We start from the raw sequence: 11,989 nt of genomic DNA on the forward strand, positions 1-11,989 counted from the left end.
GCCGGAGGGCCGCGCCCGGTGAGGGGCAGACATAATGCTAGATCATCGTGCGTCATATTTGGCGCACGATGATCTAGTCGGCATTCGAAACGAAGACGGCGGCATCCGCGAGGGTGCCGCCGTTTTTGTTGGGAGGAGGCGATGTCTTGGAGCGCGGGCTGCCTCGCCCGCTACAGCAGAACCCCCACCAGGGCGGCGGTCAGGCAACTGGCCAGGGTGCCCGACACGATGGCCTTGCCGCCCAGCGCCACGATCTCGGAGCGGCGTTCCGGCGCCATCACCGACAGACCGGCGATGAGAATCCCCAGCGAGCCCAGATTGGCGAAGCCGCACAGGCCATAGGTCATGATCAGGCGCGAGCGCTCGCTCAACGCCCCCGGCGGCAGGCGGGCCAGTTCCAGATAGGCCAGCAGCTCGTTGAGCACGATCTTGGTGCCCATCAGGGCTCCGGCGGTGACCATCTCGTCGGACGGCACCCCCATCAGCCAGGCCACCGGAGCCATGGCCCAGCCCAGCAGGCGCTGCAGGGTCAGGGGCGCGTCGAACACGGCGGGCCCCAGCTTCAGCAGGCCGTTGGCGAGGCTGACCAGGGCCACCAGCACGATCAGCATGGCCACGATGCCCACCAACAGCCGCACCCCGTCCAGGGTGCCCTTGACCACCGCGTCCATGGCGCCTTCGTAGGAATGGGCGGCGCTCAGGGAATGGGCGCCGGTGCGCGACTCGTCGGGAATCATGATCTTGCCGATCATCAGGGCGGCGGGCACCGAGATCAGCGAGGCCGTCAGCAGATGGCCGATGGGATCGGGCACCACGCCAGCCAGGAAGGTGGCGTACAGCACCATGACGGTTCCGGCGATGGTGGCCATGCCGGTGGTCATCACCAGGAACAGCTCGCCCCGCGACAGCTTGGCCAGATAGGGCCTAACCAGCAGCGGCGCCTCGATCATTCCGATGAAGGCGGTGGCCGACGCCGAGATGCCGACGGCGCCGCCCACCCCCATGCTGCGTTCCAACAGGCGCGACGCCGCCTTGACCACCACCGGCAGGATGCGCCAGTGATACAGCAGGGCGGAAACCGCGCTGATCAGCAGCACCATGGGCAGCGCCTGGAAGGCCAGCACGAAACCGGCCGCCGGGTCGTTCACGGTCCAGGGCGCAGGGCCGCCGCCCACATAGCCGAACACGAAGGAGGTTCCCGCCCGCGTCGCCGATTGCAGGGCCTCGACGGCGTGGTTGAGCGCCAGGAACAGGGTCTTGGCGGCGGGAACCTTCAGCAGCAGCAGGGCCAGCAGGATCTGGACGCCCAGACCGGCGGCGACCACCCGCCAAGAAACGCGGCGTCGATCCTCGGACAGGGCGATGGCGACCGCGACCAAGGCGATGATACCCAAGAGACTTTGGAGCATGTTCTTCCCCCCCCCATCAGCAACAAAAAGCCCCTCCCCTTTGATGGGGAGGGGTTGGGGTGGGGTGATCGTGTCGGCGGACGTTCGTTCGGTGGCCCCCACCCCGGCCCTCCCCGCGAGGGGGAGGGGGAATGTCGGTTTCTACTCCGCCGCCGCCGGTTTCTCGGTGTGATAGATCTCGGCGCCGTCCTTGACGAACTTGTCGCTCATCTCGGCCATGCCCTGTTCGGCGGCGGCGAAGTCGCGGACCTCCTGGCTGATCTTCATGGAGCAGAACTTGGGTCCGCACATGGAGCAGAAATGGGCCAGCTTGGCGCCCTCGGCGGGCAGGTGCTGGTCGTGGAAGGCCAGCGCCTTCTCCGGGTCCAGCGACAGGTTGAACTGATCCTTCCAGCGGAACTCGAAGCGGGCGCGGGACAAGGCGTTGTCGCGCAACTGGGCGCCGGGATGGCCCTTGGCCAGATCGGCGGCATGGGCGGCCAGCTTGTAGGTGACGACGCCTTCGCGCACGTCCTGCTTGTCGGGCAGGCCGAGATGCTCCTTGGGCGTCACGTAGCACAGCATGGCGGTGCCGAACCAGCCGATCATGGCGGCGCCGATGGCGCTGGTGATGTGGTCGTAGCCCGGCGCGATGTCGGTGACCAGCGGCCCGAGGGTGTAGAACGGCGCCTCGCCGCACAGCTCGATCTGCTTTTCCACGTTCTTCTTGATCTTGTGCATGGGCACATGACCGGGGCCTTCGATGATGACCTGGCAGTCATGGGCCCAGGCCTTGTGGGTCAGCTCGCCCAGGGTCTCCAGCTCGCCGAACTGGGCGGCGTCGTTGGCGTCGGCGATGGAGCCGGGCCGCAACCCGTCGCCCAGCGAGAAGCCGACGTCATAGGCCTTCAGCAGCTCGCAGATGTCCTCGAAATGGGTGTAGAGGAAGTTTTCCTTGTGATGGGCCAGACACCATTTCGCCATGATGGAGCCGCCCCGGCTGACGATGCCGGTGGTGCGCTTGGCAGTCAGCGGGATATAGCGCAACAGCACGCCCGCATGGATGGTGAAGTAGTCGACGCCTTGCTCGGCCTGCTCGATCAGGGTGTCGCGGAAGATTTCCCAGCTCAGCTCCTCGGCCTTGCCGTCGACCTTTTCCAGCGCCTGATAGATCGGCACGGTGCCGATGGGAACCGGGGAATTGCGGATGATCCATTCGCGGGTGGCGTGGATATGCCGCCCGGTGGACAGGTCCATCACCGTGTCGGCGCCCCAGCGGGTGGCCCAGACCATCTTCTCCACCTCTTCCTCGACGGACGAGGCGACGGCGGAATTGCCGATATTGGCGTTGATCTTGGTCAGGAAGTTGCGCCCGATGATCATGGGCTCGGCTTCGGGGTGGTTGACATTGGCGGGCAGCACGGCGCGGCCGCGCGCGATCTCGGAGCGCACGAATTCCGGGGTTACCTCGTCGGGGATGTCGGCGCCGAAATCCTCGCCGTCGCGCGCGGTTTCGGCCCGCTTCATGTTCTCGCGGATGGCGACGTATTCCATCTCGGGGGTGATGATGCCGGCCCGGGCATAGGCCAGTTGGGTGGGCGCCTTGCCCGACTTGCCGCGCAGGGGGCGGCGGCCGGTGCGGTCGAACACCGGAACCGAGATGGTCTCGCCCGGCTTCAGCCCGTCATCCTCGGGGCGATGGGCGCGGCCCTCGTAATGCTCCACGTCGCCGCGTTCCAGGATCCATTGGGCGCGCAGCGCCGGAACGCCCTTGGCGATGTCGACGCGCAGGGCCGGGTCGGTGAAGGGGCCGGAACAGTCATAGACGCGCACCGGCGCTTCGCCGCAGGCGGCTTCCAGGGCGATTTCGCGCATGGCGACCCGAATGTCGGGGCGCGAGCCCTCCACATAGATCTTGCGGGAACCGGGCAGGGGGCCGGTGGTGATCTTGGGCAGCGGGGCGGTATCGGGCATCGTCGTGTTCTTTCCACCAAGGGCATGGGGGCCATGGCGACGACGGAAAGCGGAAGCATTGGTTCCGATCCCTTCGCCGGAATGACCCGGATCAGGTTCCAAGGGTCGCCGGATTGGGCACCGGCCTCTCAGCCCCTATTGCCTGGGGCTCCCCTTCGGAGAAGTGAAACAGTGGGACGCTTGGCCCGTGAAAGTCAAGCTTTGCAAGACCTTACTTTTCAGTCGTCTTCGTAGATGCCCTTTTCCGCCGCCGGGTGGCAGGCGACGCAGTTGGACTTGGTCACCACGCCGGGGCGCTTCCACACCCGCTCGGGCAGATCGTGCTTGCGCTGAAACCATGCTGTTTCGGTGATACGCAGCGGCGTGGCGCCCGCCGCTTGGCGCTTCATCACCTTCGATCCCATTCGGCCACCATTGGTATCGGCGGCGCCGTCCATCAGCACCTTGCGGATCTGGGCCGCCTTGTCGGGCGCCATGGTGGCGTTGTCGCCGAAATGGTCTGCCGGATTGGCCATCATCTTGTCCCAGGATCGGGCGGGCAGGAAGGAGGGCTGGAAGGCCATATGGCATTCGCCGCAGGCCTTCAGCGTCACGGGATCGGTGATGGGCGGAGCGAAATCGGCCAGGGCGGGCGAAGCGGCAAGGCAGAAGGCGAGGGCGAACTTCTTCATGATGGCGTTCCTTACTTCGCGGCCAGGAAGGTCACGTAATCGCCCTTTTCCAGGGCGGAGCAGGCGCGTCCCAGCACCGTCTGGCAGTCGCGGGTAAAGCGTTCCTCCACCTTGGCCGCATCGGTGAAGCGCTTGGGATTGGCCGAGACCGCCACCGGCTCGATCACCCGTCCGGTCTTGGCGTGCTGGCCGCGCGCGGCGGGGTCGTTGGTGTGGCAGGTGGCGCAGGATGCGAAATCGGGGCTGGCGGTGTTCTTGGACCGATACAGAGCCTCGCCCCGCGCCGCCGAGAACGGCTGGCCCGCTTCCTTGGCGTATGCGGCCAGGATGGCGTCGCGGGCGGGGTCGCCCGCCTGGGCCGGTCCCGCCGCCAGCACGGCGGCGATCAGGGCGGCTCCGCTCAGGAATTCGCGGATGCGCCTGCCCTGGAAGATCCAGGCGATGGTGGCGGCATGGGCGATCACCAGCCACAGCCCAGCCTGGGCCAGGCCTTCGTGCAGATCCTCGGCCTTGGGGATGCCGTCGGCGATGATGCCCGAAACGGCGCCCAGCGCCAGGGCGGGCAGCAGCAGCGCCGCCATCCAGGCGAACAGCGGGTTGCGGCCGGGTTTCCCGAACGACAGGCTGGGGCGGCGCAGCCGCAGCGGTCCGGCCTCCGAACCGGCCAGCGCCAGCAGCAGCCGCGAGGCCAGGGCGCCCAGCACCCAATAGCCCGCGAAGACATGCATGCGGTAGGTATCCTCGTCGGCGGTCACATAGGCCACCACGAAGCCGCCCGCCAGGGCCGCGTGCCACAGGCGCAGCAGGGTGAATTCCAGCTTCGGGCTCATGATGCGGCCTCCGAATGGGTGGAGGCCGGGACCGGCGTCTTGGCGGAAGCGGCATAGCCGAAGGCGAGCACCGCGACGATCACCGTCGCCGCCAGACCCTGTAGTATCATCTTGCCGATCATGGCAAATCACTCCTTTGCTCGATCATCTGGGGCAACCATAGGCGAGGACGCCTGAACCGACGGTGACGCAGCGGTTCATGGACGGTTCATGAAAACAGGATCAAGCTGGCGCCATGAAATACGCCCTTCTCCTTCTGATGCTGGTTGTCGGCCTGCCCGCCCGGGCGCACGACCATGACGACGCCCGCCGGGCGGTGCAGGCGGGCGAGATATTGCCGCTGTCGGCCATTCTGGAACGGGTCAATGCCGAGTATTCCGGCGATCTGATCGAGGCGGAGCTGGAACGCAAGCACGGACGGCCGGTCTACGAGATCAAGCTGCTGAGCAAGGACGGCAAGCTGTTGAAGCTGCATTACGACGCTCGTGACGGCAGCGCCCTGCCGGGCAAGGGGCGGCCATGAGGCTCCTGGTGGTGGAGGACGAGCCGCAACTGACCCTGCGTCTGCAACAGGCGCTGGAAGCGGTGGGTTTCGCGGTCGACGTGGCCTATGACGGCGAGGAAGGCCTCTATCTCGGCGAGACCGAGGCCTATGACGCGGTGGTGCTGGATCTGGGCCTGCCCAAGCTGGACGGCGTCAGCGTGCTGGGCCGCTGGCGCGAAATGGGGCGCGCCATGCCGGTGCTGGTGCTGACGGCGCGCAACCGCTGGGCCGACAAATCCGCCGCCTTCGCCGCCGGGGCCGACGACTACGTCACCAAGCCGTTCGAGATGGACGAGGTGGTGACCCGCATCCGCGCCCTGATCCGCCGCGCCGCCGGTCACGCCTCGCCGGAGATCACCTGCGGCCCGCTGCGGCTCGACACCATCGGCGGCCGGGTCAGCCTGGACGGCATGCCGGTGCAATTGACCGCCCAGGAATTCCGCATCCTGTCCTATCTGGCCCATCACCAGGGCCGGGTGGTGGGGCGCGGCGAGTTGGTGGAGCATGTCTACGACCGCAACGCCGATCCCGATTCCAACGTGCTGGACGTGCTGGTGGCCCGCATCCGCCGCAAGCTGAAGGCGGACCTCATCCATACGATGCGCGGCCAGGGCTGGCGCATGGAGCCGCCGAATAATGCCGGCTAGATCGCTCCGGCAGCGCCTGATCCTCGGAGCCGGATTGTGGCTGGCCCTGGCGCTTGGCGTCGGCGGGGTGGTGCTTGGACTGGCCTTCCGCGACGCGGCCGAACACGGCTTCCACGAACGGCTGGATGCCTATTTGCGCGCATTGTCGGCGGTGGTCGAGATCAATGCCGACGGTTCGGTCGCCGTGGGCAAGCCGGTGGGCGACCCCCGGTTCGAACAGGCCTATTCCGGTTGGTACTGGCAGGTGTCCGATGGGGCGGAGGTCCGGGCGCGGTCCCGCTCGCTGTGGGATTTCGCCCTGCCGGTGGGCGGGCCCGTCGCCGCCGGGCAGATGCATGCCCGCCGCGACACGGGGCCGCGTGGCGAAAGCCTCGCGGTGGTGGAGCGCGACCTGCTGTTTCCCGACGGCATCCGGCCGCTGCATCTGAGCGTCGCCGCCAATCGGCGCGAGGTGGAGGCCGAGGTGGCCCGCTTCGATCTGCTGCTGGCGCTGGCCCTGGGTGGGCTGGGCCTGGGGCTGATCATCGCCATCGCGCTACAGGTGGGCTATGGCTTGCGGCCGCTGGCGCGTTTGACCGGCGAGTTGGAAGAGGTGCGGGTCTCGGGCGGGCGCATCGGCGAGGCCTATCCCGGCGAGGTGGCGCCATTGGTGCTGGCCATGAATCAGGTGCTCGACCATGACGCCCGGCTGATCGAACGGGCCCGTGCCCATGTGGGCAATCTTGCCCATGGGCTGAAGACGCCGCTGGCGGTGCTGGAAGCGGAACTGGCGAGCCCAAGTCCCGATCATGGGGTGCTGGGCGATCAGCTGGACCGCCTGAACCGGCTGGTGGACATCCATTTGGGTCGCGCCCGCGCCGAGGCGGTCTCCGCCGAACCGGCCAGGGCCAAGGTCGCGGTGGGCGAGGTGGCCAATGACATCGCCGCCGCGCTTCGGAAAATCTATGCCGAGCGGGGGCTGAGCCTTTCGGTGGATTGCGCCCCTGGGGCGCGCTTTCCCGGCAATGGCGACGATCTGGCGGAAATCCTCGGCAATCTGATGGACAATGCCTGCAAATGGGCGTCCTCCCAAGTGCGGATCACCGCCGATACCGTCTCCCTCACGGTGGAGGACGACGGCCCCGGCCTGACGCCCGCCCAGGCGGAAACCGCCACCAGGCGCGGCTTGCGGCTGGATGAATCGGCGCCCGGCTCCGGCCTCGGCCTCGCCATCGTCGCCGATCTGGCGGGAATGATGGGGCTCGATGTGCGGTTCGGCCGTTCCGACCTGGGCGGTCTGTGCGTGCGCGTCGCCTTTCCGGCTGCTAGACTCCCCCCGACATAACGGAGCGACGGATATGGCCGCGAAGACGGTGATGCTGGTTCTCGACGACGAGCTTGCCCAACGGTTCGAACGCTTCGCCAGGGAGCACGGCCATGACGAGGCCGGGGCGCTGGACCATGCCCTGCGCGCCTTCCTCGACGCCGAGGACAAGGCGCGGAATGCCACGGAGGTCATGCTGGCGGCGGCCCAGGAGGGCGAGGCCACATCCGGTTTCGGGCTGGCGTCCCATCACGACGATATCCGCCGCTGGCTGCTGAGCTGGGGGTCGGAAGCCGAACGCAAGCGGCCGCGCTCGTGCTGAGCTGGGCCGATTCCGCCCTGGACGATCTCCACCTGATCCGCGCCGGTCTGGCCACGGAGGCGGCGGCGCGGGTGGGACGCATCATCGCCGAGGCCAGCGACGTGCTGACGGAATTTCCCGATCGCGGCCGGGTGGGAAAGGTGCCCGACACCCGCGAACTTCCGCTGCCGGGATTGCCGTGGCGGCTGGTCTATCGGATCGGGGGCAAGGGACGGCTGACGGTGCTGCGGGTGCTGGCCTAGGCCTTGTCCGCGGCCTTCTTCTCGGCCTCGGCGGCGGCGGCGTCCTGCTTGGCCTTGCGGATGGCGCGCGGCACCGCCATGCCGGCGGCGAGGGCCGGGCTCAGATAGGGGCTGCGGCCTTCGGGCAGGCGCACGGGCTGTAGTCCCGCATCGGACAAGGCGGAGATGATTTCCCGAAATTCTGCCGGTCCCAGCATCATTGGCCTCGGTTCATTGACGACGGCTTCAGTCTGCACCAATTCGGGCAGCGGAAGCGAGATGATTTTGTGCGCTGCAACATTGTCATGGCGACATAGCCGCCACGAGGGATGACTCTAGCAGAAATCCGGGCTAACTTCCCGCTCTTCTCTTGCATGGAAAGCATGTTGCCATGACCGACCTCGCCCAATTCGCCCGTACCGCTTCCGCCTGGCCGTTCCAGGAGGCCCGTTCCCTGCTGGACGATCGGCTGAAGGGCGCGAAACCGGAAAAGGGCTATGTGCTGTTCGAGACCGGCTATGGCCCGTCGGGCCTGCCCCATATCGGCACCTTCGGCGAGGTGGCGCGCACCACCATGGTGCGGCGCGCCTTTTCCATCCTGGCGCCCGAGATTCCCACCCGCCTGTTCGCCTTTTCCGACGACATGGACGGGCTGCGCAAAGTGCCCGACAACATCCCCAACAAGGAGATGGTGGCGAAGCATCTGGGCAAGCCGCTGACCCGCATTCCCGATCCCTTCGGCACCCATGAAAGCTTCGGCCATCACAACAACGCCCGGCTGCGGTCGTTCCTCGACACCTTCGGGTTCGAGTACGAGTTCCAGTCGGCCACCGACTGGTACACCTCGGGCCGTTTCGATCAGGCCCTGCTCGGGGTGCTGCGCCACTATGACGAGGTCATCAACGTGGTGCTGCCGACGCTCGGCGACGAGCGCCGCGCCACCTATTCCCCTTTCCTGCCAGTCTGTCCCAAGACCGGAGTGGTGCTGCAGGTGCCGGTCGTCGAGCGCGATGCGGACGCGGGCACCATCGTCTACAGGAACGAGGACGGCACCCTGGTGGAGACGCCGGTCACCGGCGGCGCCTGCAAACTGCAATGGAAGGCCGATTGGGGCATGCGCTGGGTGGCGCTGGGCGTCGATTACGAGATGAGCGGCAAGGATCTGATTCCGTCGGTGCAACTGTCCACCCGTATCGCCACCATCCTGGGCGGCCGCCCGCCCATGAACCTGACCTACGAGCTGTTCCTGGACGATCAGGGCCAGAAGATCTCAAAGTCCAAGGGCAATGGGCTGGCCGTCGAGGATTGGCTGAAATACGCCCCGGCCGAAAGTCTTGCCCTGTTCATGTACCAAAAGCCCAAGACCGCCAAGCGGCTGTATTTCGACGCCATCCCCCGGGTGGTGGACGACTACCTGACCTTCCTCGGCAAGTTCCCCGCCGAGGAGCCCGCCAAGCAGTTGGACAATCCGGTCTGGCACATCCACGGCGGCAAGCCGCCCGCCGAGGACGCCCATCTGTCCTTCAACATCCTGATGAATCTGGTGGGCGTCTGCCATTCGGAAGACCCGGCGGTGATCTGGGGCTTCATCCAGCGCTACGCGCCGGGCGCGGCGCCCGCGACGGCGCCGATCCTGGGCGGGCTGGTGGGCTATGCCATCGCCTATTATCGCGACTTCGTGAAGCCCAACATGAAGTATCGCAAGGCGAGCCCCGACGAGGCCGCCGCCTTCGCCGACCTCAAGGCGGGCCTGGAAAAGCTGGGCGCCGATGCCAGCGGCGAGGATCTGCAGAATCTGGTCTACGAGATCGGCAAGCGCGACTGCTTCGCCGATCTCAAATCCTGGTTCAAGGCCTGCTACGAGGTGCTGCTGGGCAGCGACCAGGGGCCACGCATGGGCAGCTTCATCAAGCTGTACGGAATCACGGAGACCATCGCCCTGCTGGACAAGGCCATCGCCGGCGAGGACATGTAGGGTACGTTCATTGATCGTTTCGGCTTCGGCGCGTATAGTCAACGTAGATACGCGCGGGAGGCCGGTATGCGAACGCAGATTTCTCGCTGGGGCAACAGCCTTGCCGTCCGTCTGCCCCGGCAGGTGGCCGAGGGGGCTGGCCTGGGCGAGGGTACCACCGTGGAATTGGATGTGGTCGATGGCGTTGTCCGGCTGACGCCCACGCGCCCGAGCTATACCCTGGCGGACTTGCTGGTCGGCGTTACCGCCGAAAACGTTCCCGACAGCTTCGACGATTCACCGCATGGGGCAGAACTTCTGTAATGGCGGCGCCTGATCGCGGCGATCTGGTTTGGATCGACTTCGATCCTCAGTCCGGGCGCGAACAAGCCGGGCGACGTCCGGCATTGGTGCTCTCGCCTCGGGCCTATCATCAAGTGACCCGCTATGCGGTGGTCTGCCCGATCACCAGCACCCGCAAGGGCTATCCGTTCGAGGTGGACTTGCCCGACGGACTGCCGGTGTCCGGCGTGGTTCTGGCCGATCAGGTTAAGAGCATCGATCGTCACGCCCGCCGGATCGAGCGGATCGGCAGTGTTCCCAAGAGCGTCATGGATGAGGTGGTGGCCCGGCTAAGGCCACTGTTCCTGGACTGATCCCCTCGTCCAAGGACGAGGGGATCGCGCGTCCTATTCACCGCTGGCGATGCGGTCCACCAGTTGCTTCACCGTCGGGATGAAGCCGTTGGCATAGAAGGGGTCCGAGCCGAAGCGATAGGCGTTGTGGCCGGCGAACATCAGTTCGTGCTCCACGTCGCCGCCATGGCCGATATTCTGTAGGGTCTTCTGGATGCAGAAGCTGCGCGGGTCGGCCTTCTTGCCGTTGGTGCCCGCCTCGTTCTGCGCCCAGTTGGAGAACATGCACTGGGACAGGCAGCCCATGCAGTTGACCTGATCGACGCGGATTTCCTCGGCCTTGTCGGGATCGACGAAGATCAGGGTCGAATCCGGGGTGCGCAGCGCCTCGGTGAAGCCTTGCGCCATCCAGCCCAGGGCGCGGTCGCGGTCATGGGGGGTGACCCAGACGATGCGCTTACGCGCGCCGATGGGCAGTTCCGCCTCGTGATCGCCGACGCATTCGCTGGAATAGGGGATCTGGTGTTCCAGGCGCTGGCACAGTTCCTCGATGAAGCCGTTCTTCACCGCCGATGAATAGAAGCCGGTGGGGCTGAAATGGTGCAGCAGCACATCGCCCGGCTTCAAGGTCAACAGTCGGTGCTTCCAGGCGTCGGAAATGGGGCTTTCCTTGGTCAGCAGCGGCCTTGTGCCGTATTGGAAGGCGATGGGGCCCAGTTCGGGATTGCCGATCCAGTCGTCCCATTCCTTCAGCCACCACACGCCGCCCGCCATGAAGATGGGGGTCTGGTTCAGGCCGCATTCGTTCATGACGTTGCGCAGTTCGCGCACCCGGCCATAGGGGGGTTCCGGCTTCCTGGGGTCTTCGCTGTTGGACAGGCCGTTATGGCCGCCCGCCAGCCAGGGGTCTTCGTAGACAACGCCGCCCAGCAGTTGGCCGTATTTGTGGTAGGCACGCTTCCACAGGGCGCGGAAGGCGCGGGCCGAGGACACGATGGGATAGTAGTAGACGCCGTAATGGGCGGCGATCTCGGCCACCTTGTAGGGCATGCCCGCGCCGCAGGTGACGCCGTGGATCAGGCCCTTGGCGCCGTCCAGCACGCCTTCCAGGATGGCCTCGGCACCGCCCATCTCCCACAGCACGTTCATGTGGATGCGGCCCTTGCCGCCGGAGATGTCATGGGCGATGCGGGCCTGGGCGATGCCGCCCTTGATGCCGTAGGCGATCAGCTCGTGATGTTTTTCGGTCCGCGTCTTGCCGTGATAGACCATGTCGATGCGGTTGCCGTTCTCGTCATAGAGGTCGGCATTGACGCCCGAGAAGGTGGCGACGCCCCCGGCGGCAGCCCAGGCGCCGGAGCTTTCTCCGTTGGAGACGTTGATGCCCTTGCCGCCCTCGACGATGGGCAGGACTTCACGACCGGAAATGAGAATGGGATCGAGCGGTTTCAAGGCGACGATCACTCCTTAAGGCAGGCGGCTATCCGAGACGGGACTTAT

15 protein-coding genes and 1 riboswitch are annotated in these 11,989 nt (G+C 66.4%); of the genes, 8 read left to right on the plus strand and 7 right to left on the minus strand.

What is annotated here, in order from left to right; genetic code table 11:
- Nucleotides 1-170: 170 nt before the first annotated feature.
- The 5 genes from CU669_RS02635 to CU669_RS21965 all read right to left on the minus strand — a co-directional run bounded on the left by CU669_RS02635 (nt 171) and on the right by CU669_RS21965 (nt 4,985).
- Nucleotides 171-1,409, minus strand: coding sequence for a NupC/NupG family nucleoside CNT transporter (locus tag CU669_RS02635; protein WP_112142277.1), 1,239 nt, complete (start codon nt 1,407-1,409; stop codon nt 171-173).
- A 141-nt stretch (nt 1,410-1,550) separates the two neighbouring features.
- Complete coding sequence (thiC, locus tag CU669_RS02640; protein WP_112142278.1) at nt 1,551-3,362, minus strand: phosphomethylpyrimidine synthase ThiC; 1,812 nt, start codon at nt 3,360-3,362, stop codon at nt 1,551-1,553.
- A 51-nt stretch (nt 3,363-3,413) separates the two neighbouring features.
- Nucleotides 3,414-3,527, minus strand: a riboswitch (TPP riboswitch).
- A gap of 53 nt (nt 3,528-3,580) precedes the next feature.
- Nucleotides 3,581-4,033: a diheme cytochrome c gene (locus tag CU669_RS02645; protein ID WP_112142279.1), complete on the minus strand. Its 453-nt coding sequence runs from the start codon at nt 4,031-4,033 to the stop codon at nt 3,581-3,583.
- Between the two features lie 11 nt (nt 4,034-4,044).
- Complete coding sequence (locus CU669_RS02650) at nt 4,045-4,863, minus strand: DUF1924 domain-containing protein (protein ID WP_112142280.1); 819 nt, start codon at nt 4,861-4,863, stop codon at nt 4,045-4,047.
- On the minus strand, nt 4,860-4,985 hold the full coding sequence (locus tag CU669_RS21965; RefSeq protein WP_275667796.1) for a hypothetical protein: 126 nt from the start codon (nt 4,983-4,985) through the stop codon (nt 4,860-4,862). Before CU669_RS21965 ends, CU669_RS02650 begins: the two co-directional genes overlap by 4 nt.
- 113 nt (nt 4,986-5,098) lie before the next feature.
- On the opposite strand from CU669_RS21965, the gene CU669_RS02655 reads away from it, so the two are divergent.
- The 5 genes from CU669_RS02655 to CU669_RS02675 are packed head-to-tail and all read left to right on the plus strand — an operon-like array spanning nt 5,099 to nt 7,921.
- On the plus strand, nt 5,099-5,386 hold the full coding sequence (locus CU669_RS02655) for a PepSY domain-containing protein (RefSeq protein WP_112142281.1): 288 nt from the start codon (nt 5,099-5,101) through the stop codon (nt 5,384-5,386).
- Nucleotides 5,383-6,054: a response regulator transcription factor gene (locus CU669_RS02660; RefSeq protein ID WP_112142282.1), complete on the plus strand. Its 672-nt coding sequence runs from the start codon at nt 5,383-5,385 to the stop codon at nt 6,052-6,054. The genes CU669_RS02655 and CU669_RS02660 overlap by 4 nt, the downstream gene beginning before the upstream one ends.
- A complete protein-coding gene (locus CU669_RS02665) occupies nt 6,044-7,378 on the plus strand; it encodes a sensor histidine kinase (protein ID WP_112142283.1) in 1,335 nt (444 codons plus the stop codon). Before CU669_RS02660 ends, CU669_RS02665 begins: the two co-directional genes overlap by 11 nt.
- A gap of 13 nt (nt 7,379-7,391) precedes the next feature.
- Complete coding sequence (locus CU669_RS02670) at nt 7,392-7,679, plus strand: transcriptional regulator (RefSeq protein ID WP_112142284.1); 288 nt, start codon at nt 7,392-7,394, stop codon at nt 7,677-7,679.
- The gene (locus CU669_RS02675; RefSeq protein ID WP_161539564.1) at nt 7,673-7,921 is read left to right on the plus strand and encodes a type II toxin-antitoxin system RelE/ParE family toxin; all 249 of its coding nucleotides are present in this window, start codon (nt 7,673-7,675) and stop codon (nt 7,919-7,921) included. Before CU669_RS02670 ends, CU669_RS02675 begins: the two co-directional genes overlap by 7 nt.
- Here CU669_RS02675 and CU669_RS02680 read toward each other — a convergent pair.
- On the minus strand, nt 7,918-8,121 hold the full coding sequence (locus CU669_RS02680) for a hypothetical protein (protein WP_239988502.1): 204 nt from the start codon (nt 8,119-8,121) through the stop codon (nt 7,918-7,920). The two genes, CU669_RS02675 and CU669_RS02680, sit on opposite strands and share 4 nt — an antisense overlap.
- A gap of 170 nt (nt 8,122-8,291) precedes the next feature.
- Between CU669_RS02680 and CU669_RS02685 the strand changes: the two genes are divergently transcribed.
- The 3 genes from CU669_RS02685 (at nt 8,292) to mazF (ending at nt 10,510) form a co-directional block, all read left to right on the plus strand.
- Complete coding sequence (locus CU669_RS02685; protein ID WP_112142286.1) at nt 8,292-9,875, plus strand: lysine--tRNA ligase; 1,584 nt, start codon at nt 8,292-8,294, stop codon at nt 9,873-9,875.
- A 66-nt stretch (nt 9,876-9,941) separates the two neighbouring features.
- Nucleotides 9,942-10,178 carry an AbrB/MazE/SpoVT family DNA-binding domain-containing protein gene (locus CU669_RS02690; protein WP_112142287.1) on the plus strand — a complete coding sequence of 79 codons (237 nt, stop codon included), beginning with the start codon at nt 9,942-9,944 and terminating at the stop codon, nt 10,176-10,178.
- On the plus strand, nt 10,178-10,510 hold the full coding sequence (mazF, locus tag CU669_RS02695) for an endoribonuclease MazF (protein ID WP_112142288.1): 333 nt from the start codon (nt 10,178-10,180) through the stop codon (nt 10,508-10,510). Before CU669_RS02690 ends, mazF begins: the two co-directional genes overlap by 1 nt.
- 33 nt (nt 10,511-10,543) lie before the next feature.
- Here mazF and CU669_RS02700 read toward each other — a convergent pair whose 3' ends face one another.
- Entirely contained in the window at nt 10,544-11,941 is a 1,398-nt protein-coding gene (locus CU669_RS02700; protein ID WP_112142668.1) for an NAD(P)H-dependent flavin oxidoreductase, read from the minus strand.
- Nucleotides 11,942-11,989 lie beyond the last annotated feature (48 nt).

Source organism: Paramagnetospirillum kuznetsovii (assembly GCF_003284725.1).
In the GTDB taxonomy this organism is placed as follows: domain Bacteria; phylum Pseudomonadota; class Alphaproteobacteria; order Rhodospirillales; family Magnetospirillaceae; genus Phaeospirillum; species Phaeospirillum kuznetsovii.

What these genes read in the sequence shown, in the direction of transcription:
- CU669_RS02635 (WP_112142277.1), bottom strand. Translation starts at nt 1,409, where the DNA reads ATGCTCCAAAGTCTCTTGGGTATCATCGCCTTGGTCGCGGTCGCCATC.
- thiC (WP_112142278.1), bottom strand. Translation starts at nt 3,362, where the DNA reads ATGCCCGATACCGCCCCGCTGCCCAAGATCACCACCGGCCCCCTGCCC.
- CU669_RS02645 (WP_112142279.1), bottom strand. Translation starts at nt 4,033, where the DNA reads ATGAAGAAGTTCGCCCTCGCCTTCTGCCTTGCCGCTTCGCCCGCCCTG.
- CU669_RS02650 (WP_112142280.1), bottom strand. Translation starts at nt 4,863, where the DNA reads ATGAGCCCGAAGCTGGAATTCACCCTGCTGCGCCTGTGGCACGCGGCC.
- CU669_RS21965 (WP_275667796.1), bottom strand. Translation starts at nt 4,985, where the DNA reads ATGATCGGCAAGATGATACTACAGGGTCTGGCGGCGACGGTGATCGTC.
- CU669_RS02655 (WP_112142281.1), top strand. Translation starts at nt 5,099, where the DNA reads ATGAAATACGCCCTTCTCCTTCTGATGCTGGTTGTCGGCCTGCCCGCC.
- CU669_RS02660 (WP_112142282.1), top strand. Translation starts at nt 5,383, where the DNA reads ATGAGGCTCCTGGTGGTGGAGGACGAGCCGCAACTGACCCTGCGTCTG.
- CU669_RS02665 (WP_112142283.1), top strand. Translation starts at nt 6,044, where the DNA reads ATGCCGGCTAGATCGCTCCGGCAGCGCCTGATCCTCGGAGCCGGATTG.
- CU669_RS02670 (WP_112142284.1), top strand. Translation starts at nt 7,392, where the DNA reads ATGGCCGCGAAGACGGTGATGCTGGTTCTCGACGACGAGCTTGCCCAA.
- CU669_RS02680 (WP_239988502.1), bottom strand. Translation starts at nt 8,121, where the DNA reads ATGATGCTGGGACCGGCAGAATTTCGGGAAATCATCTCCGCCTTGTCC.
- CU669_RS02685 (WP_112142286.1), top strand. Translation starts at nt 8,292, where the DNA reads ATGACCGACCTCGCCCAATTCGCCCGTACCGCTTCCGCCTGGCCGTTC.
- CU669_RS02690 (WP_112142287.1), top strand. Translation starts at nt 9,942, where the DNA reads ATGCGAACGCAGATTTCTCGCTGGGGCAACAGCCTTGCCGTCCGTCTG.
- mazF (WP_112142288.1), top strand. Translation starts at nt 10,178, where the DNA reads ATGGCGGCGCCTGATCGCGGCGATCTGGTTTGGATCGACTTCGATCCT.